The organism is Dethiosulfovibrio russensis, assembly GCF_021568855.1.
Lineage (GTDB): Bacteria > Synergistota > Synergistia > Synergistales > Dethiosulfovibrionaceae > Dethiosulfovibrio > Dethiosulfovibrio russensis.
In genome coordinates this window covers 13,270-32,602 of record NZ_JAKGUG010000008.1, presented here as the reverse complement: position 1 = coordinate 32,602, position 19,333 = coordinate 13,270, and the positions used below count along the sequence as shown (strand labels likewise).

General features: G+C 59.4%; 18 protein-coding genes. 17 read left to right on the top strand and 1 reads right to left on the bottom strand.

From position 1 onward, the window contains the following. The first annotated feature begins 52 nt into the window (after positions 1-52). The 11 genes from L2W48_RS09505 to L2W48_RS09450 all read left to right on the top strand — a co-directional run bounded on the left by L2W48_RS09505 (position 53) and on the right by L2W48_RS09450 (position 13,486). On the top strand, positions 53-1,981 hold the full coding sequence (locus tag L2W48_RS09505; protein ID WP_236099530.1) for a TRAP transporter permease: 1,929 nt from the start codon (positions 53-55) through the stop codon (positions 1,979-1,981). Between the two features lie 43 nt (positions 1,982-2,024). Beyond that, positions 2,025-2,732: a CoA transferase subunit A gene (locus tag L2W48_RS09500; RefSeq protein WP_236099529.1), complete on the top strand. Its 708-nt coding sequence runs from the start codon at positions 2,025-2,027 to the stop codon at positions 2,730-2,732. After that, the gene (locus L2W48_RS09495; protein WP_236099528.1) at positions 2,716-3,414 is read left to right on the top strand and encodes a 3-oxoacid CoA-transferase subunit B; all 699 of its coding nucleotides are present in this window, start codon (positions 2,716-2,718) and stop codon (positions 3,412-3,414) included. The genes L2W48_RS09500 and L2W48_RS09495 overlap by 17 nt, the downstream gene beginning before the upstream one ends. After that, the gene (locus L2W48_RS09490) at positions 3,414-4,595 is read left to right on the top strand and encodes a thiolase family protein (RefSeq protein WP_236099527.1); all 1,182 of its coding nucleotides are present in this window, start codon (positions 3,414-3,416) and stop codon (positions 4,593-4,595) included. The genes L2W48_RS09495 and L2W48_RS09490 overlap by 1 nt, the downstream gene beginning before the upstream one ends. Before the next feature lie 309 nt (positions 4,596-4,904). After that, on the top strand, positions 4,905-7,646 hold the full coding sequence (locus L2W48_RS09485; RefSeq protein ID WP_236099526.1) for a molybdopterin-dependent aldehyde oxidoreductase: 2,742 nt from the start codon (positions 4,905-4,907) through the stop codon (positions 7,644-7,646). Positions 7,647-7,664: 18 nt separating this feature from the next. After that, positions 7,665-9,878, top strand: coding sequence for a pyridine nucleotide-disulfide oxidoreductase/dicluster-binding protein (locus L2W48_RS09480; RefSeq protein WP_236114882.1), 2,214 nt, complete (start codon positions 7,665-7,667; stop codon positions 9,876-9,878). Then, positions 9,875-10,096, top strand: a complete 222-nt coding sequence (locus L2W48_RS09475; protein ID WP_236099524.1) for a DVU_1557 family redox protein — start codon at positions 9,875-9,877, stop codon at positions 10,094-10,096. The genes L2W48_RS09480 and L2W48_RS09475 overlap by 4 nt, the downstream gene beginning before the upstream one ends. Further along, positions 10,093-10,722 carry a class I SAM-dependent methyltransferase gene (locus L2W48_RS09470; protein WP_236099523.1) on the top strand — a complete coding sequence of 210 codons (630 nt, stop codon included), beginning with the start codon at positions 10,093-10,095 and terminating at the stop codon, positions 10,720-10,722. The genes L2W48_RS09475 and L2W48_RS09470 overlap by 4 nt, the downstream gene beginning before the upstream one ends. A 7-nt stretch (positions 10,723-10,729) precedes the next feature. Further along, a complete protein-coding gene (locus L2W48_RS09465; RefSeq protein WP_236099522.1) occupies positions 10,730-11,161 on the top strand; it encodes a DVU_1555 family C-GCAxxG-C-C protein in 432 nt (143 codons plus the stop codon). Beyond that, positions 11,151-12,476, top strand: coding sequence for a radical SAM (seleno)protein TrsS (gene trsS, locus L2W48_RS09460; RefSeq protein WP_327020583.1), 1,326 nt, complete (start codon positions 11,151-11,153; stop codon positions 12,474-12,476). The genes L2W48_RS09465 and trsS overlap by 11 nt, the downstream gene beginning before the upstream one ends. Positions 12,477-12,478: 2 nt before the next feature. Then, positions 12,479-13,486: a phenylacetate--CoA ligase family protein gene (locus L2W48_RS09450; RefSeq protein WP_236099519.1), complete on the top strand. Its 1,008-nt coding sequence runs from the start codon at positions 12,479-12,481 to the stop codon at positions 13,484-13,486. Here L2W48_RS09450 and L2W48_RS09445 read toward each other — a convergent pair. Further along, complete coding sequence (locus L2W48_RS09445; protein WP_236099518.1) at positions 13,450-14,166, bottom strand: hypothetical protein; 717 nt, start codon at positions 14,164-14,166, stop codon at positions 13,450-13,452. The two genes, L2W48_RS09450 and L2W48_RS09445, sit on opposite strands and share 37 nt — an antisense overlap. Positions 14,167-14,452: 286 nt before the next feature. Here L2W48_RS09445 and L2W48_RS09440 point away from each other — a divergent pair, with 286 nt between their 5' ends. From L2W48_RS09440 to L2W48_RS09415, 6 genes are all read left to right on the top strand, one after another. Then, a complete protein-coding gene (locus L2W48_RS09440; RefSeq protein WP_236099517.1) occupies positions 14,453-15,037 on the top strand; it encodes a flavin reductase family protein in 585 nt (194 codons plus the stop codon). Next, positions 15,034-15,399 (top strand): VOC family protein, encoded by a 366-nt coding sequence (locus L2W48_RS09435; RefSeq protein WP_236099516.1) that lies wholly within the window; start codon positions 15,034-15,036, stop codon positions 15,397-15,399. The genes L2W48_RS09440 and L2W48_RS09435 overlap by 4 nt, the downstream gene beginning before the upstream one ends. Positions 15,400-15,833: 434 nt before the next feature. Further along, positions 15,834-16,601, top strand: coding sequence for an IclR family transcriptional regulator (locus L2W48_RS09430; RefSeq protein ID WP_236114884.1), 768 nt, complete (start codon positions 15,834-15,836; stop codon positions 16,599-16,601). 15 nt (positions 16,602-16,616) lie between these two features. After that, a complete protein-coding gene (locus L2W48_RS09425; protein ID WP_236099514.1) occupies positions 16,617-17,264 on the top strand; it encodes a bifunctional 2-keto-4-hydroxyglutarate aldolase/2-keto-3-deoxy-6-phosphogluconate aldolase in 648 nt (215 codons plus the stop codon). A 1-nt stretch (position 17,265) separates the two neighbouring features. After that, a complete protein-coding gene (locus L2W48_RS09420) occupies positions 17,266-18,297 on the top strand; it encodes a sugar kinase (RefSeq protein WP_236099513.1) in 1,032 nt (343 codons plus the stop codon). A gap of 69 nt (positions 18,298-18,366) precedes the next feature. Then, positions 18,367-19,317: a Bug family tripartite tricarboxylate transporter substrate binding protein gene (locus L2W48_RS09415; RefSeq protein ID WP_236099512.1), complete on the top strand. Its 951-nt coding sequence runs from the start codon at positions 18,367-18,369 to the stop codon at positions 19,315-19,317. Positions 19,318-19,333: the final 16 nt, after the last annotated feature.

The following is a 19,333-nucleotide window of genomic DNA, read 5'->3' as shown; positions in this document are numbered from 1 at the left end:
GGCTCCCGAAATTTCCGGGAGCCCTTATATCCCCCACTTCGGAGGTTTTCATATGAGCGAAGAAATCCTTAAAAACCCGCTTCCGGTGGAGGAACCGGACTCCAAAAAACGGACCCTCACGGGATGGCAATACACGCTGGTGGCGGGGCTGGCCTTGGCCGCTTCGTCCTTTCATCTCTACACCGCCGCCTTCGGGCTTTTCGCCGCCATGTACCAGCGCAGCGTTCACTGGCTTTTCATGGGCGTCATACTGTTTCTGATATACCCGGCATCCAAAAACCGACCTAAAGACCGCATAGACCCTATGGACTGGGTCCTGGCGATCCTGCTCTCGATAGGTTGTCTCAACATATTGCTGAACTGGCAGGAGATAGCCATCAGACAAGGGGCCCCCATAGCCTCCGACGTCTATCTTGGAGTGATAATGGTGGTCCTCGTCATAGAGGGGACCAGGAGAGCCATGGGATGGCCGCTTCCGATAATGGCGATCATATCGTTGCTCTATGCGTTCTTCGGTCCCTATTTCCCCGGGATACTGGCCCACGGAGGGATCCCCATAGGGGAGCTGGCTCCCTTCCAGTACCTCAGGACCGACGGGATATTCGGGGTGCCTCTGGGGGTCTCGGCCAGCTTCATCTTCCTCTTCGTGCTCTTCGGGGCCTTCCTGAGCACGTCCGGAGCAGGACAGTTCTTCATAGATCTGGCCGTCGCTCTGACCGGACGCAGTCAGGGAGGGCCGGGAAAGGCGGCGGTGGTCTCCAGCGCCCTCATGGGAACGGTATCCGGGAGCTCCTGCGCCAACACGGTCACAACGGGGGCATTCACCATCCCATTGATGAAGCAATCGGGCTACAGCAGCGAGTTCGCCGGTGCCATAGTGGCGGCGGCCTCGACGGGAGGACAGGTAATGCCCCCTGTAATGGGAGCGGCGGCATTCATAATGGCCCAATTCCTCGGCATATCCTACTGGGAGATCGTCGTGGCAGCGGCCATACCGGCCACACTGTACTTCGTCTCCATAATGGCAATGGTCCACTTCAGGGCCGGCAAGATCGGCATGAAACGTCTTAGCGGAGAGGACCTCCCCAAGGCCGGCAAAGTCCTCAAAGAGGGATGGCATCTGCTGATCCCCATAATCACCTTGATAGCGTTCCTCGCCACCGGTTACTCGCCGGTGAAGGCGGTCTTCTGGTCCATAGTCTTTTTGATCGGTTGCTCATGGCTCGGCAAAAAGGAACACCGCATGACCCCTGGAAGGATACTCCAGGCAATGATAGACGGCGCCATAGGAGCGGTTGACGTGGCAGCGGCATGCGCCTGTTCTGGGATAGTCATAGGGGTGATAGGGATCACCGGAGTAGGACTGGCCTTCTCATCCTTCGTCCTCAGCCTATCCCACGGCATACTGCCTTTTGCTCTGATGCTCACCATGGTCGGATCGATAATACTCGGAATGGGAGTTCCCACCACGGCTCAGTACATCATAACCTCGACCCTGGCGGCTCCCGCCCTGGCGGAGATGGGCGTTCCCATGATGGCGGCTCACCTCTTCTGCCTCTACTTCGGGGTTTTGGCGGACGTGACTCCTCCCGTGGCCCTGGCCACCTATGCGGCCTCCGGTATAGCGAAGTCGAACCCGATGAAGACCGGCTTCACCGCTCTGGTAGTCGCGGTGGCGGGATTCCTCGTTCCATATATGTTCGTGTATAACCACTATCTCCTGTTCCAGGGCAACATCTTCCAGATAGCCATAGGCTGCGGCTCGGCCTTCCTGTGCATCATCGGCCTGGCCTCCGGAGTTCAGGGCTACTTCCTGACCCACATAAACATCGTGGAGAGAGCCGCCCTGTTAGCGACGCCGTTTTTGATAATAGCTCCCTACATGACCGCCAATCTGGTAGCGGTTGGGCTCATGGTAGCGGTGTTCATGTTCCAGAAACTCAAGCTAACGAGAGCTGCCCAGCTGTCGTCCGACGGATAAGAGGGAGACGAAGTACGACGTTAGAAAGGAGTTGTGCAATCCCATGCCGATAAAAGTGGTAAAACCGGTCATGTCGCCTTCCGAGGCGGTCTCCTCCATAGAGGACGGAACCTCGATCATGGTAGGAGGATTCAACTACGGAGGGGTCCCTTACACCCTTGTAGAGGCCCTCTGCGAAGCCGGTACCAAGGACCTGCATCTGATAGCCAACGATACGGTCTACGCCGACGACAGACACCCCGACGGCGTAGGACACGGTTCCCTGGTGGTGAACGGACAGGTATCCAAGGTGACGGCCTCCCATATAGGTCTCAACAAGGTAACCCAAAAGCTGTACAACGAGGGGAAGATGGAGCTGGAGCTCGTCCCTCAGGGAACCTTCGTCGAGAGGATAAGGGCCGGTGGATTCGGCCTAGGCGGATTCCTCACCCCTACAGGGGTAGGCACGGTCGTGGAGGAAGGCAAGCAGGTGATGGAGGTCCAGGGCAAAAAGTACATCCTGGAGCTGCCCTTGAAAGCCGACGTGGCACTTATAAAGGCCCACAAAGCGGACCGCTACGGAAACCTGACCTACTTCGGAACGAGCAGAAACTTCAATCCCGCCATGGCCACCGCGGCGGAACTGGTCATAGCGGAGGTGGACTCGGTGGTGGAACAGGGGGAGATCGACCCCAACGACGTGGTCACTCCGGGAATCCTTGTGGATATTCTAGTGCTGAAGGGGGACTCCTACTATGCTTCCCGTACTTGATGGAGAACTTATACGCCATCGAATAGCCCGACGGATCGCGATGGACCTGGAGGACGGCTCGGTCGTAAACCTGGGGATAGGAATTCCCACCCTGGTATCGGACCACATACCGGAAGGAGTCGAGGTCGTCTTTCAGACAGAGAACGGAGTGGTCGGAGCGGGACCTAAGCCGGAAAAGACAGACTGGCGTTTCATAGGCGCCGGAGGCAGATGTCTGACCATACTGCCAGGGGGCGCCCTGGTGGCCAGCGACTTCAGCTTCGGTATGATAAGAGGCGGCCATCTGGACGCCACAGTGCTGGGAGCCCTCCAGATAGACGAGGACGCCAACCTGGCCAACTGGATGGTGCCGGGCAAGATGGTGCCGGGAATGGGAGGAGCCATGGACCTGGTCTCGGGGGCCAGAAGGGTTATAGTAGCCACCACCCACGTAACCAAGAAGGGAGAGCCCAAGATAATATCCAAGTGTACCCTCCCCCTAACCGGAGCCAATGTGGTGGACACGGTGGTCACAGAGTTCGCCCTGTTCCGTTTTATGGAGGGGAAGCTGACCCTCTGCGAGATAGCACCGGAGGTCACACTCGAGGACATCCAGGAACACACGGCAGCCTCCTTCGCCATGGTGGAAGACCTGCCCACCATGAAGGGCTGCGACATGGAGAAAGAGGAGCGTGAAGCCTGATGGGCAAACCGGTAATATTGAGCGCCTGTAGGACTCCCGGGGGAAAATACGGAGGTTCTCTTTCCAAGAAGACCGCTCCGGACCTGGGGGCCATAGCCATAGCCGAGGCGATAAGACGCTCCGGCGTATCACCGGACGACCTGGAAGAGGTGATAATGGGCAACGGATGGCAGGCGGGAGTGGGAGCCAACCCTGCCCGAATCGCCATGTATCGTGCCGGTGTTCCTTCGTCGATTCCGGCCTTCACGGTGAACAAGAGATGCGGTTCCAGCGTCAAGACCGCCATGCTGATAGCCGACAGGATCCGCCTGGGGGACATAAAGGCAGGGGTCGCCGGAGGGATGGAGAGCGCAAGCAACGTCCCCTACCTGCTGGAGGGAGCCAGATGGGGATACCGAATGGGAGACAAAACGACCCTGGACGGCCTCCACAGGGACGGATTCATGTGTCCTCTGGCTGGGATGATGATGGGAGCCACCGGGGAGATCCTGGCGGAGGAGAACTCCATATCCCGGGAGGAACAGGACGGCTACGCCCTGGAAAGCCACAGGAAAGCCGTGGCGGCCATAGAGTCGGGGGCCTTCAGAGAAGAGATAGTTCCCGTGACGATAAAGGACCGTAAAAAGGGCGAGATAACGGTGGACACCGACGAGATACCCAGGGGGGACACCTCTCTGGAAAAGCTGGCGAAACTGCCCCCGGTGTTCCGGAAGGACGGTACCATCTCGGCGGGCAGCAGCTCAGCCCTCTGCGACGCCGGAAGCGCCATGGTCATAGCCGACGAGGACTGGGCAAGGGCCAACGGCTACGAGCCTCTGGCGGAGATACTGGGTTACTCTCCCGGAGCGCTGGACGCGGAACACATGGGGCTTGGACCTACCGTAGCCACCCCGAAAGCCCTGGAGATGGCCGGGCTGAAATTGGAGGACATGGATCTGATAGAGCTGAACGAGGCCTTCGCGGTTCAGGTCCTGGCGGTACACCGAAACATGCCCTTCGACATGGACAGATGCAACGTCTTCGGAGGGGCCATAGCCCTGGGACACCCTATAGGCGCGACAGGGGCCAAGCTCATAGCTACCATGATCTACGGCCTCAGACACAGGGATCAGGAGCTCGGGCTGGTCACAGCATGCATAGGCGGCGGCCAGGGGGTCGCCATGGTGCTCAAACGTCTCTAGCTCAGATATCCCATAAAACGAATCGACGGGGACCTCTTTAAGAGGTCTCCGTTTTTCACGGACAAAACAAAGGTCAGCAAAGATCAATCCCAAGATACGCTAAACCTTGCCAACCCACGATGGATACAAATATACTCTGTTGCATTTAGTTCTATATATAGACACTAATTTGACAACTGCCTCCTGTAGATCTATTCTCGTTAATAGGAAGACCGTTTTCTGAACCAAAGGTCTAGTTTCTGGGGTCATTAAAGTAGGTGCATGTTTAGAGGGGGTCCGAATCTCACATCATCGCAGGAGGGTGGAACTATGTCGAAATTGAGCAAAAAGCGCATCGAGGTAAACGGCGTTCAGATGGACGTGGCGGCCGACGAGAACGAAATGCTGGTCAACGTCATCAGAAGACAGCTCGGACTCACCGGGACGAAGCTGGGATGCGGCAAGGGACAGTGTGGAGCCTGCAACGTCATAATGGACGGCAAGGTCGTAAGATCCTGCATAACCAAATGGAGTAAGGTCCCCGAATGCGCCGAGATACTGACTGTCGAGGGACTGGGCACTCCTACCGCACTTCACGCCATACAGTGGGCCTTCATAGCCAACGCCGCGGTTCAGTGCGGCTTCTGCACCCCTGGCTTCATCATGGCGGCCAAGGCGTTGCTGGACGAAAACCCCTCCCCCACCAGGGAAGAGGTCCGAGAATGGTTCCAAAAGACCCGAAACGTCTGCCGATGCACCGGCTACAGGCACATCGTCGATGCCGTCATGGAGGCTGCCGAGGTGCTAAGAGGCGAAAAGCCGATGACCGACTTCGCCAAAAAGCTCAACCCGGACGGGACCCTCTGGGGCTCCTCCTATCCCAGACCCAGCGCAGCCTTCAAGGTCACAGGCCTCTGGGATTTCGGCGACGACGCCAGGGACAAGCTGCCTGAAGGGGCACTCTACGCGGCCATAGCCCAGGCCGAGGTCTCCCACGCCAACATAAAATCCATAGATACCTCCGAGGCAGAGGCGATGCCGGGAGTCTTCAAGGTCATAACCGCCAAGGACGTCAAGGGGAACAACCGTATCAACGGCCTGACCTTCCCGAGCAACAAGGGAGACGGATGGGATCGCCCCATACTCTGCGACGAGAAGATCTTCCAGTACGGCGACGCCTACGCCATGGTCTGCGCCGACACGGAGGAACACGCCAGAGAGGCGGCCAAGGCGATAAAGGTCGACCTGGAGGTCCTTCCAGCCTACCTCAACGCCATGGACGCCAAGGCGGACGACGCCATAGAGATCCATCCGGGAACGCCCAACGTCTACTACGAGCAGGGGATAATCAAGGGCGACGAGACCTCGGAGATAATGAAAAAATGCGCCTTCGAGGTGGATGGAGATTTCTACCTACAGAGACAGCCCCACCTGACGATGGAGACCGACGTGGGATACGGCTACTACGACGAGAACGGAGTTCTCTGCATCCACTCGAAGAGCATCGGAATCCACATACATCACGCAATGATAGTGGACGGTCTTGGCCTCGAGCCGGAGAAACTCCGTCTCATACAGAACAACGCCGGCGGAACCTTCGGTTATAAGTTCAGCCCCACCATGGAATCCCTCATAGGCGTAGCGGTTATGGCCACGGACAGACCCGTTTTCCTGCGTTACGACATGGAGCAGCATATAACCTACACGGGGAAGAGATCGCCGTTCTGGATGAACATGCGCTACGGAGCGGACGAAAAGGGACAGATAAAGGCCATGGAGTCGGAATACTACGTGGACCACGGACCCTACTCCGAGTTCGGAGACCTTCTAACGGTCAGAGGGGTTCAGTTCATGGGATCCCCCTACGGTATAGAGAACATAAGGGGAAAGGGATACACCGTCTGCACCAACCACGCCTGGGGCTCGGCCTTCCGGGGATACGGATCTCCTCAGGCCTTCCTGGCGACGGAGGTCCTGGTGGACATGCTTGCGGAGAAGATGGGCATGGACCCCCTGGACATAAGGGAGAAAAACGTTAACGTCTGCGCCGAGACCGGCGGAACCTTCCCGTCGGGACAGCCCTTCGACGCCTATCCGTTCCCCGAGATGGTCCGACGGATACGCCCCAAATACGAGGAGGCCAAGAAGAAGGCCAAGGCCGAATCCACCGATCAGGTCAAGCGTGGCGTGGGAATCTCTCTGGGCATATACGGTTGCGGCCTGGACGGAGAGGACAGCAGCTCCGCCGCGGTGGAGATGCTCCCCGACGGGGTCAGAGTCTACGACGCCTGGGAGGATCACGGCCAGGGAGCGGACGCCGGGACCAGAGGCACCGCGTCCAAGGCGCTCGAGCCACTGGGGCTGAAACCGGAACAGATAAAGCTCTACAAAAACGACACGGCCAAGTGCCCAAACTCGGGACCTGCCGGAGGCAGCCGTTCCCAGGTTATGACCGGCAACGCCATAAGGGTGGCCTGCGAGAAACTCCTCCACGCCCTCAAAAAGGACGACGGCACCTACAGAACCTACGACGAGATGGTCGCTGAGAAGCTGCCCCTCAAGTACGAGGGAACCTGGACAGCCACCATGTGCTCCGCCTGCGATCCCGTCACAGGACAGGGAGAGCCCTTCCCGGTCTACATGTACGGCCTCTTCATGACCGAGGTCGCCGTGGAAGTCGCCACTGGGAAGACCGCCGTCGAGGGAATGACCCTTATAGGCGACGTGGGAACCATAAACAACAAGGAGGTCGTGGACGGACAGCTTTACGGAGGGATGGCCCAGGGCATAGGCCTGGCTCTCACGGAGGATTTCGAGGACATAGACAGACAGAGGACCATAGCCTCCTGCGGAGTGCCCTACATCAAGGACATACCGGACGCCCTGACGCTGGACTACGTCGAGACCCCGAGGGAACACGGTCCCTTCGGAGCCGCCGGATGCGGCGAGCTTCCTCTGACCGCACCTCACTCCTCGGTGATAAACGCCATCCACGACGCCACCGGAGCCTGGGTAACCCATCTGCCCGCAACCCCCGAAAAGGTGAAGGCAGCCATGGAGGAACTCCGTTAGAGAGGAGACGATACCGCTATGGACAACCGCCGGATGAGGGAACTGGAAGAAATGTGCATCCAGGAAGATCCTCCATTCTGTCAGGCAGCATGCCCTCTGGGCATGGACGGCAGGGGGCTCTGTTCCGATCTGGCGGCGGGAACGGTCGACAAGGCCAGAGCTAAAGTGGAGGAGGGGCTTCCCTTGCCCCTCCTCCTCTGTTGTATATGCGACGAGCCCTGCAAGAAAGCCTGCCCTAAGGGACGCTCCGGAGACCCCATCTCCATGGCACTTCTGGAGCGCTACTCCCTGGAGAACGGCAAGGCCCCGAGAAAGAGACCGTCCTTCCTGTCGCCAAGAACGGACCGAATAGCCCTCGTGGGCTCCGGGCTAGCCGCCATGGCCGCCCTGGAGAGCCTGAGGGCTAAACGCTATCTGCCCCAGGTATACATCCCGGACGGAGACCTCGCCGCCCGACTGAGAGAGGACGACAGGCTGCCTCGGGATCTGCTGGACGAGACGTTGGAACGACTTCTGGAAGGGCTGAACGTAGCGGCGGAGAGCCCTTCTCTGGAGAAGCTGTCCGAGTTCGACGGGGTCGTCATAGCAGACGGATCTCCCCTGAGATACCCCGGGCCAACGGACGACATCACCTTCGCCACCGAAGTGACCGGACTGTTCTCCCTGCCCCTGCCGTCCGACTCCCCTTCCACCGAGGCCAGGAGAGGGCTGGAGGCGGTCCTCTCCCTGGAGAGACACCTACAGGGGGCCTCCCTTGAATCGGAACGAACGAAAAAAGCCGACAGAAACACCAGGCTGAGGGCACCGGAGGACGACACCCCATCGGAGGCGATCGTCCCCAGCGGGGGAACCTACAGCTCCGAGGAGGCCACAGCCGAGGCGGCCAGATGTCTTACATGTCAATGTCTCATATGCCATCCCTGGTGTCTGTATCTACAGGAATACGGGGGGTCGCCTAGAAAATATATAAGGACCTATCACAACAACCTCATAATCAACAAAGGAAACAGGACGGCCAACAGGATGATAGACTCCTGCACCCTATGCGGGCTATGCGCCGAGGTCTGCCCGACCGGTCTGGACGTAGGGCAGGCCAGCTTGGAGTCCAGGAGAAAGATGGTGGATACCGGCCACATGCCGCCGTCGCACCACGACTACCCCCTCAGGGACATGGCCTCCGCCCTGGAGGAGACAGACTTCCTGCTGGATCCCACCGGTGGCTCGCCCGAATGGCTTTTCTTCCCTGGATGCCAGCTGGGGGCATCCGAGCCTCGCTGGGTAACAGAATCCTACCGCTACCTTACGGACCGGCTCGAATCCGTCGCCCTATGGGTAAGCTGCTGCGGCGCTCCCGCCAGATGGGGAGGCAGAGAGGCCCTCTACATGGACGTAATGGACCTGTGGATCGATAGATGGGAGGAGCTGGGCCGTCCCAAGGTCGTGACCGCCTGCTCCACCTGCCACGGCCTGCTGAAGGAAAGGCTTCCGGAGGGAACAGCCGTCACCCTGTGGGAGACGATGGATAAACTGGGCCTTCCTGAGGAGGGAGCAATCTCCGCCGAGACTGTCACCGTAAGCGACCCCTGCACTGCCAGAGACGACCGGACAGCCCGAGAGGCGGTCAGAAACTTGCTTAGAAGGCGGGGGCTGGCCCTGGAGGAACATCCCCGTTCCGGCAGGACCACCGAATGCTGCGGCTTCGGAGGGCTGGTCTTCTCAGCCAACCCTGACCTGGCGAAGAGATCCGCCGCCAGAAGGGTACAGGAGGCAGGACACCCTATGGTGGTATCCTGCGCCATGTGCCGGGAGCTATACGCCAGGACCGGTCACCCCACCTGGCATATACTGGAACTGCTACTCTCCCCCGAGGGTAAGGCACCGTCGCCCAGGCCGTTCCCCGGTTGGAGCGCCAGACGGGAGAACCGCAAGAAGCTCAAGGCCGAGATGACGTCGGGAACGACCCCGAAAAAACCGTCCGAATCGCTCGTCATGGACGAGGAACTGAGGCAAAATCTGGACGACCGATGGATAATAGAGGAGGAGATTCTCAAGGTCATAGAGGAAGCCCAGTCGGGAGGTTCCAGGCTGAGGAGAAAGGACTCGGATGTATATCTAGCCTACTCTGTTCTGGGTGAGAGGACCCTATGGGTAGAGTACTCTCCCGAAGGAGACCGCTGGAGGATCCACGACTCCTACAGCCATCGAATGACCATCCAGGAGGTGACGAGATGAGGCCCGATCCCGTAGCTGAGGCCTTCGCCCGGTCGGAGGAATGGATCTGCGACGAATGCGGAGTCGAGCTGGAGACGGCCGAGGTCACATTGACCTACCTGGGAGCCTCCTTCCCTGCGAAGATACCCAGATGCCCCAGATGCGGCATGGTGTTCATCCCCTCCTCCGTCGCCCTGGGCAAAATGCTTCAGGTGGAACAGGGACTGGAGGACAAATGAGCCTCTACGAGGACCTCGCCCTAGCCGATGGAGACATGCACCCCGGCGGAAGCGAGGCCACCAGAAGGCTCATAGAGTTCGGCCGTCCCTACTGCGGTCTGAAAGCCCTGGACGTGGGATCCGGCAGGGGAGACGGACTGGAGACTATGCACCGATCGGGCTTCTCCACCTGGGGAATCGAGCCGTCTCCTATCCTGGCCGAAATGGCGGCAAAGAGGGCTCCCTACTCCACCGTCGAGATAGGAAGAGCCGAATCTCTTCCCTTTCCCGACGGTTTCTTCGACCTGGTGATCTTCGAGTGCGTCCTGTCCCTCACGGACACATCGACTGCCCTTAAGGAAACCGTCCGGGTTCTTCGGACCTCTGGAAAGGTCTTGATCCAAGATCTGGTAGGCAAGGCGACGGGAGAGGGGTGCATCGGAGGATGCAATACCCTGGATGAATGGCGAAATACCATCGAGGGGGCCGACCTTTCCGTGACCAAGATGACCCGGACGGATCGAACGGTGAAAAGTTACTGGGCCTCCGCCGTCTTTCACGGAAGGCCTCTGCCCTGCTGCGAAAGTGGACCGACCTCCATAGGCGAGTTCCTATGTGAGGCTGTGAAGAAGACCAAGAAAGGATGACGAGACAATGGACGCTCTGGACATGAGAACCGCCGAGCTTTCCGCCCAGGGTTACTGCTGCACCCAGGTGGTGGCTTCGGTGGCGCTGGACCTTATATGCAGGGATAACCCGGATCTCCTCAGGGCCCTGCACGGCTTCGGAGGAGGAATGGGAGGGACCAAGGGAATATGCGGAGCCCTGTCGGGAGGGATAGCCTTTCTCGGCCTCTACGGCGGAAAGGGCAGTCTGGAGGAGGACAGGGACGAAAAGCTGTACCCAATGGTGGCCGAGCTGAAGAGCTGGTTTCTCGAAAGATGGGGAACCCTTGAGTGCTCAGAGCTGGCCGGAGAAGAGGGAGAGAGGAAGAGTTCCGTCTGCCCCGAACTGGTGGCCGAGACCGCCAGAAAGTGCATATCCCTCCTGGAGAGCCGGGGGATAAACCCGGAAAATGGAAGATAGGGAAATCGGCAGAACCGAGAGCCTCTGCCCCGAGTGCCTCAGGAGGATCCCCGCCACAAGGATAAGGCGAGGATCCCGGGTTTTCCTGGAGAAGACCTGCCCCGAACACGGAGACTTCTCGTCGGTCATATGGAGAGGGCATACACCCATGGAGGACTGGTACCGCCGCCTAAATCGCTCTCCTCGAGCCAATCCCCAGACATCCGAGCTGGAGGGATGTCCCTACGACTGCGGACTCTGCCCGGATCACCGTCAGGGAACCTGTACCGCCGTTCTGGAGGTGACGAAGAGATGTGACCTCCGATGTCCCTTCTGTTTCGCCGACGGAAGCGAAGGCGGCTCGGACGTCCCTATGGACGAGCTGATACGACGGCTGGAGGCCCTCTCAAAAAGGGAGGAATGCGTTCTCCAGCTATCGGGAGGGGAACCGACAGTGAGGGACGATCTGCCCTATCTCGTGGAAAGGGCCAGATCCATGGGATTCGACTTCGTCCAGCTCAACAGCAACGGACTCAGGATATCCCGAGACCTGCCCTATCTGAAGAAACTGGCCCGAGCCGGTCTCGACTCGGTATATCTTCAGTTCGACGGGGTGGACGACTCGGTCCACCGAACCATGAGAGGCCGTCCCATGGCGGAAATCAAGTCGAAGGCTTTGGAGAACTGCTCTCGGACCGGTGTGGCTGCAATCCTGGTGGCGACCTTGGTACCCGGACGAAACCTGGATCAGATAGGAAAGATAATCCGCTACGGACTGTCCCGCGTGCCCACTGTCAGGGGAGTTCACCTCCAGCCGGTGAGCTATTTCGGCAGGATACCCTACATACCGAAGGACGAGGACAGAGTGACCCTTCCGGAGGTACTGGAGCTGGTGGAATCCCAGACCGACGGTCTCTTCGCCAAGGAGCACCTGGTGCCGCCCGGGTGAGAGCACTCACTGTGCTCCTGGCATGGAGACTTCGTGATAGACGACATGGGACGGCCGAGACCGAGCCCCAGAGGAAGCTGCCGCGGGAGAGACGAGGCGGAAGGGCACCGGTCCGGAACGGTGAGAAACGTCAAGGAAAGATGGTCCCCTCCCACCGCTTCATCCGAATCGGACGGCCCCTTCGCCCTTTGGGACCGCTTTCTGGCAAGGAGATCCCGGCGGACCTTCACACTGTCCTGCATGGCCTTCCAGGACTGCTACACCGTCGACCTGGAAAGGCTGAAGAACTGCTGCATCCACGTGGTGGGCCCCGGGGGCAGGCTTATCCCCTTTTGCGCCAGGTACTGCACCGCCTCCGACGGAACCCCTCTATACACGGAGATATGAAAATGGACATAACGGCAGAGCTGAACTCGACCATAGAGAGGATGAGGACCGCTCCCTACTGGAGGGAAAAACTGAGAAACTGCCCGAAGAGGCTGGAATCCCCGGAGGACCTGGTATACTTCCCACTGCTCGAAGAGGACGAACTGCGCCGCCGTGGGAGGGAGATGGTGCTGGTTCCTCCGGGAGACATAGGGAGGATAGTCACACTGAGGTCTTCCGGCACCACCGGGCCACCCAAGAGGGTCTATCTGTCGCCGGTGGACCTGGATAGAACGGTCCGCTACTTCGCCTGGGGACTCACCACCTTCTGCTCCTCCGGCGACAGACTGGCGGTCCTCTACCCCGGCGAACCCAGATGGTCCGTCAGGGATATGCTGATTACGGCAGCGCAGGAAGTCGGCCTTGTCGCCACGACCAGAGGATCCATGGATCTTCAGGATCTCCTGGAGGGGTTGAACGAGGGCAGATGGGACGTCCTGGCAGGAACTCCGGCACAGCTGGCCGCTGTGGCTAGGGGACTGAAAGGACGACGGCCTCGAGTCCGACTGAGATCGGCCCTGTCCTCCGGAGCCCTTTTAAGCCATCGGACTAGAGAGGCATTCTCGGAAGCCACCGGAGCGGAGATATTCGATCACTGGGGATGCCGGGAGGGAGGCTACGGAGGTGCGCTGGAATGCCGCTTCCATAGAGGCATGCACGTGAGGCCTGGCATACTGGCCGAGGTCCTGGACCGCCGGGGGGAGCCCAGTTCGGACGGAACGCCTGGGGCTCTGGTCATAACCACCTACGGAGCCCACGGCATGCCGCTGCTTCGATACAAGACCGGAGACCTGGCCCTGTTGGACCGGTCCCCCTGCCACTGCGGCAACGGCTATCCGAGACTATCCCTACTGGGAAGGATCGAGGAGATCGGAACCGATCCCATGGACTGGGCAAGCGATCTGGAGGGCTGGGGGAAAAGGCCCTCGTCATCTCAGGGATCGGGGAAGAGGGCCCCGAGTGCGACGTAGAGACAGCACAGAGCCATGAGGATCAGACAGGCGGACAGCACCGGCCCGGAGGCAAGCACCATACCCCATAGAGCCACGTTCGACGGAAGGGAAGGAAGGGAGCCCATGGCGGAGCCCATCAACCACAGTTCTCCCAGAGTCTCCATCAGGCCGAGAGCTCCCCACAGAAAGGCCGCCGCGACCAGCAGCCGGGAGCTGAAATAACCGGCGACCCTCCAGCCCCTGACATCGCTTTGGGAACACATAACGGCAGACAAGGCCAGGGCACCTAGGAGAAGGGAGAAAACCGGCAAGGGATGGAACCTCCTCTTGATCCTTCCCGCCCAAGACATAAGGCGGGAAGCGTCGGTCGATCCGAGGACGAAAAGAGCCCCTCCATCGTGACGGAAATACCTCAACAGGGCCCCGGCGGTCTCCACGGGGTCGGACCCATCGGCCCTCCTCTGCCCCGCCGCCCACTCGTCGAAAAGGGCTAGGCGAACCGGGACCAGATCCTCCAGATCTGCCCTTATGGCCTCTCGGGCGTCGCGACCGAGGCCGGAGGAGACGGCTCCATCTGTCAGCTCGGCGACCTTGCCGGACAGGGCTATCAACATACCGGCCAAAAAGGCGGCCCATAGAACAGGGACAACCCGATCCCGCCAGTTGTCCAGTATGGAAGTCAAGACGGATCGAAACAAGGACAAGCACCTCCCAAAAATAAAGGCCCATCCCCTTCTTCCAAGAGAGCCCAGAACTGGAATTTTACACTATACTTGGAACTATATCATAGGGATGCCTCTAAAAGCACACGTCCTAGCGTCCTCGGAGAGGTCGTCCCGGCGGAGCCCATTCGAGCCCGTATTTTCGAATTTGCCGTCGTGTAGTACGGATGGCGAGACAGGGCGGAGACGGGACGACCTCTCCGAAGATCAGCGTTTTTAGAGACACCCACATCTCCCATCCGGAGAAAGGAGCTGTATAGCTATGAAAAAAGACATCGGAACCGTCACGCCTCTCTACCCGGCGCCGGACCTCATAGTTGCAACCTACGACGAAAACGGCGTACCCAACGGAATGGCCGCGGCCTGGGGTGGAGTCTGCTGCTCCGAGCCGCCCTGCGTGGCTGTAGCGGTCAGGAAGGAAAGATACACCTACGGAGCCATATCGGAGAGAGAGGCCTTCACAGTCAACATTCCCTCGGAAGACCTGGTGGAACAGGCTGACCTGTTCGGCCTCTGCACCGGCGCAGAACACGACAAATTCGCCCTGACGAAGCTCACTGCTGTAAAGGGGACCAAGGTGGACGCCCCCACTATAGAGGAGTTCCCCATATCCATGGAATGCCGACTGATCAAGACAGTGGAGATAGGATCCCACGTTCAGTTCATAGGCGAGGTCGTGGCCTGCTGGGTGGACGACGACTGTCTGGACGAAAAGGGCAGGCCCTCGCCGGAAAAGGTCCGACCGGTCATATTCATGCCCCAGTCGGGTCGTTACTACCGAATGGGCTCGGAGATAGCCCGAGCCTACAAGGCCGGCAGGAGATTTCTGGAAGAGGAAAAACCATGAGATCCGCCCACATAGGCATCAGGGTATCGGACCTGGAGAGATCCCTCTCCTTCTACGTGGATAAACTGGGATGCCGTCTCAGCCACAGGATAGACACCCCGACCAGCCGTCTGGCCTTCATAACCGCCGGTGACACCACATTCGAGCTGGTCGAGAAGGCCCCTATGACGGAACACAACGGAGCCATCCATCTGGCCTTCGTGGTGGAGGACATGGACGAAACGGTGAAAAAACTGGAGGAAAGCGGAGTCCATCTGGACAAAAACGAAGTAATTCCCTTCCAAGAAGGGAAAATCCTGTTCTTCCAGGGCCCCGACGGCGAGACCCTGGAACTCTGCCAGGACGTCGGAACCGCCCTCTGACGAAATGCAAACGTAAGTTTTCCAAGATACCCATAAGGGCATCTCTAAAAACGTCACTCCTCGGAGAGGCCGTTTCGGCGGAGCCCATTCGAGCCCGTATTTCCGAAATTGCCGTCGTGTAGTAGGAATGGGGCGACAGGACGTCGCCCCAAGCCGAGGGGGCACAGGACGTGCCCTCCGAGGCGGTCCGTACGAAACAGGCAGATCGGGAATACGTTTGGGCGAGACAGGGCGGAGCTGAAACGACCTCTCCGAGGACACTCGGACGTGAGTTTTTACAGATACCCATAAGAGAATCTACGAAAAGAAACCCCGACGAGCTCGGGGTTTCTTTTCATTTGGCAAAAAGGGGTATCGCTTGACGGAACAGTCTCTCGGGGGTAATCTTATATCGTTCCATAAACGTTACGATCAAATCGAGAGGGATGAGATTCATGGCCGAAAACGGCGGAATCAGGGTCCTGGACAGGGCCATTGCGATACTGGACCTGATGTCGAGCTCCAGCGATAGAACCGGCATAACCGATATCGCCGAGGCCACCGGGCTTCCCAAGGCCACGGTGCACAGAATCCTTCAGGGATTGGTCTCGGGAAAGGCGGTCCTTCAGAGCAGCGACGGAGGGTACGTCATAGGCCCCGCCGTGTTGGCCTGGGCGGACGCATTCAAGGCGAGATGGGTCCTCCCAAAGCTGGGACAGACCGTGCTCAGAAGACTCTGGGAGGGGACCAGGGAGACGGTCCACCTGACTGCCTTCGACGGCAAACAGGCCTACTACGTTGACAAAATGGAGAGCCCCCATCCGGTGGGAATGAGATCCCGAGTAGGGGCATCTCTCTGTCTCCACACCACCGCCGCGGGAAGGGCCATACTGGCCAATCTTCCGGAGGAGGAGCTGAGAAGCTATCTGAACTCGGCTACGTGGGAGCCAAAGACCGATAAGACCGTCGCATCCGAGAAAGAGCTGTTCCTCATGCTCGACTCGGCGAGGCTGAGGGGCTACGCCTCGGAAAACGAGGAAAACGAGGAAGGAATACGCTGCGTGGGGTCCGCCATACTGAGAGGTGAGGAAGACCTGCCGGTAGGGGCCATAAGCGTATCGGTACCGGCCTACAGGCTGGAAGACGGCGACGTAGCCGCATTGGGAGAGGCGGTAAAGGAAGCCGCCTCCGATATATCGGCCCTTCTGAACGGGTCGAAATAAGGAGGAATAAGGACTATGGCAAGCGACAAGGCCGGAATAATCCGTTCCATCGGAGAGGCCGGAGTGGTAGCGGTCATAAGGGCCGAGGACGCCATACAGGGCATGGACCTGGCCAAGGCGGTAAACGCCGGTGGTATCCCGGCGGTAGAGGTCACCATGACGGTCCCAGGGGCAATCAAGATACTCGAGACAATGGCCTCCGAGGGCGGACCTCTCCTGGGGGCCGGGACGGTGCTGGACCCGGAGACGGCAAGGTCCTGCATCCTAGCCGGAGCCAAGTTCATAGTGGCGCCCAACCTCAACGAGGATGTACTGAAAATCTGCAACCGCTACTCCGTTCCCTGTATGCCCGGGGTCGGCACTGTCACGGAGCTGATAAGGGCCCTGGAGATGGGAGCCGACGTGGTCAAGGCCTTTCCCGGCGAGGTGCTGGGGCCGTCTTTCATAAAGGCGGTAAAGGGCCCCGTCCCCAACGCCAGGATAATGCCCACCGGAGGGGTTTCCCTGGATAACCTGGACAGATGGTTCGCCGCGGGAGCCTTCGCGGTAGGTATGGGTGGAGCCCTAACCAAGCCAGGAGGCGTATCGGGAGACATGGAACTGGTCGCAGAGACCGCCCGTAGAATCATGGACCGCATAGCGGAAATAAGAGGAGGCAGATAGGATGGCCGCCGTCGTCACGTTCGGAGAGATAATGCTCAGACTCTCCCCCAAGGGCAAGGAAAAACTCTTTCAGACCTCCGACCTAGTAGGGACCTTCGGAGGAGCCGAGGGAAACGTAGCGGTCTCCCTCGCGAACTACGGGGAAGACGTCGCCTTGGTGACCGCCCTCCCGGCCAACCCGATCGGAGACGCCTGCGTGGCCGAGCTGAGAAGACACGGGGTGGACACCTCCCTCATAAGGAGAAGCGGCGACCGGGTCGGAATATACTACGCCGAGACCGGGGCCTGCTGTCGCCCCTCCAAGGTGGTATACGACAGGGCCGACTCCTCCATCGCTCGGGCAAAACCGGGAGACTTCGACTGGGACGCCGTCCTTGAGGAAGTCCAGTGGTTTCACACCACGGGGATAACACCCGCGGTGGCGGAGGGCACCTCCGACCTAGTCCTGGAGGCTCTCCGAGCCTGTAAGAGACGGGGGATCACCGTCTCCTGCGACCTCAACTATCGCAAGAAACTCTGGAAGTGGGGCAAGCCCGCCACGGAGGTAATGACGGAGATAGCCGAATACGTGGACGTAGCCATAGCCAACGAGGAGGACTGTCAGAAGAGCCTGGGCATCCAGGTGGACTCGGACGTCACCTCCGGAAAGCTGGACAGGTCGTCCTACGAAAAACTGGGGGAAAAGGTCCTGGAGACCTACCCGAACATGAAGAGCCTGGCCGTGACTCTTAGGGAAAGCCACAGCGCCGACCACAACGGATGGTCCGCCATGCTGGCCACCAGAGGAGAGGACACCGTCTTCAGCCGACGGTACGACATAACCCCCATAGTGGACCGCATCGGAGGAGGAGACTCTTTCGGGGCCGGTCTGATCCACGGAATGAGATCCTTCGAGAGCCGATCGGACGCGCTGGAGTTCGCCGTAGCCGCCTCGGCACTGAAACACACGGTATACGGCGACTTCAACCTGGTCTCCCGAGAGGACGTCCTCACCCTTATGGGAGGGGACGGCTCCGGAAGGGTCCAGAGATAGACCGAGGCCGTTACCCGACTCGATCGGGATAGGCAATACGAATAAATCACATAAGGGAGGAACAAAAAAATGAAACGTCTGTTGTCGCTTCTAGTAGCTTTGACCGTGGTCCTCGCAGCCACCGGTGCCATGGCGGCGGATTTCCCCGCCAAGAACGTCAAGCTCATCGTCCCCTTCTCCGCCGGAGGGGGCACCGACGCAGTAGCCCGCTCTCTGGCCAGCGTAGCCGAAAAGTACCTGGGACAGCCTGTGGTCATAATCAACAAGACCGGAGGCAGCGGTGCCGTGGGCATGACCGAGGGAGCCATGTCCAAGAAGGACGGATACACAGTCACCATGGTCACCAGAGAGATAGCCTGGCTCTTCCAGATGGGCCTGGCCCAGGTGAAGCCCTCCGACTTCGACGCCATAGCTCTGGTCAACGAGGACCCAGCCATCGTCCTGGTCCGTCCGGACTCGGAGTTCCAGTCCGTCGAGAAACTGATCGAGTCGGCCAAGGCCGACTCGGGCAGCGTCAAGTTCGCCAGCACGGCGAAGCCGAACTTCTACCTCCTGGCACTGGAGCTCAACCAGAACGTTACCTTCAACCAGATCCCCTATAACGGAGCGGCCGAGGCCATCCCCGCCGTCATGGGCGGCCACGTGGACTTCACCATGGTCAACCCCGGAGAGGCCATCTCCCAGATACAGGCAAAACAGCTCAAGGCCCTGGGAGTCTGCTCCGACGCCAGGCTCGCAGGCCTGCCCGAGGTTCCTACCATGACCGAGCTGGGATACCCCATAGTGACAGGCACGTGGAGAGGCCTGGCTGTGCCCAAGGGAACCCCCGAGGATGTCAAGTCGACCCTCGAGGATGCCTTCGCCAAGGCTGTAGCGGACCCCGAGTTCCAGGAATTCATGGACAAGAGAAAGCTGGGCATCCGTTACATGGACTCGAAGGACTTCACCTCTTTCATGGATAAAGACGTGGAGGGCCTCACGGCGATAGTCGAGGCCGTCAAAAAGCAGCAGGGCAAGTAGGCCCCTATATTCCGGG

Bases quoted from the DNA above. Each gene is read 5' to 3' on its own strand.
- L2W48_RS09505 (WP_236099530.1), top strand. From the start codon at position 53: ATGAGCGAAGAAATCCTTAAAAACCCGCTTCCGGTGGAGGAACCGGAC.
- L2W48_RS09500 (WP_236099529.1), top strand. From the start codon at position 2,025: ATGCCGATAAAAGTGGTAAAACCGGTCATGTCGCCTTCCGAGGCGGTC.
- L2W48_RS09495 (WP_236099528.1), top strand. From the start codon at position 2,716: ATGCTTCCCGTACTTGATGGAGAACTTATACGCCATCGAATAGCCCGA.
- L2W48_RS09490 (WP_236099527.1), top strand. From the start codon at position 3,414: ATGGGCAAACCGGTAATATTGAGCGCCTGTAGGACTCCCGGGGGAAAA.
- L2W48_RS09485 (WP_236099526.1), top strand. From the start codon at position 4,905: ATGTCGAAATTGAGCAAAAAGCGCATCGAGGTAAACGGCGTTCAGATG.
- L2W48_RS09480 (WP_236114882.1), top strand. From the start codon at position 7,665: ATGGACAACCGCCGGATGAGGGAACTGGAAGAAATGTGCATCCAGGAA.
- L2W48_RS09475 (WP_236099524.1), top strand. From the start codon at position 9,875: ATGAGGCCCGATCCCGTAGCTGAGGCCTTCGCCCGGTCGGAGGAATGG.
- L2W48_RS09470 (WP_236099523.1), top strand. From the start codon at position 10,093: ATGAGCCTCTACGAGGACCTCGCCCTAGCCGATGGAGACATGCACCCC.
- L2W48_RS09465 (WP_236099522.1), top strand. From the start codon at position 10,730: ATGGACGCTCTGGACATGAGAACCGCCGAGCTTTCCGCCCAGGGTTAC.
- L2W48_RS09450 (WP_236099519.1), top strand. From the start codon at position 12,479: ATGGACATAACGGCAGAGCTGAACTCGACCATAGAGAGGATGAGGACC.
- L2W48_RS09440 (WP_236099517.1), top strand. From the start codon at position 14,453: ATGAAAAAAGACATCGGAACCGTCACGCCTCTCTACCCGGCGCCGGAC.
- L2W48_RS09435 (WP_236099516.1), top strand. From the start codon at position 15,034: ATGAGATCCGCCCACATAGGCATCAGGGTATCGGACCTGGAGAGATCC.
- L2W48_RS09430 (WP_236114884.1), top strand. From the start codon at position 15,834: ATGGCCGAAAACGGCGGAATCAGGGTCCTGGACAGGGCCATTGCGATA.
- L2W48_RS09425 (WP_236099514.1), top strand. From the start codon at position 16,617: ATGGCAAGCGACAAGGCCGGAATAATCCGTTCCATCGGAGAGGCCGGA.
- L2W48_RS09420 (WP_236099513.1), top strand. From the start codon at position 17,266: ATGGCCGCCGTCGTCACGTTCGGAGAGATAATGCTCAGACTCTCCCCC.
- L2W48_RS09415 (WP_236099512.1), top strand. From the start codon at position 18,367: ATGAAACGTCTGTTGTCGCTTCTAGTAGCTTTGACCGTGGTCCTCGCA.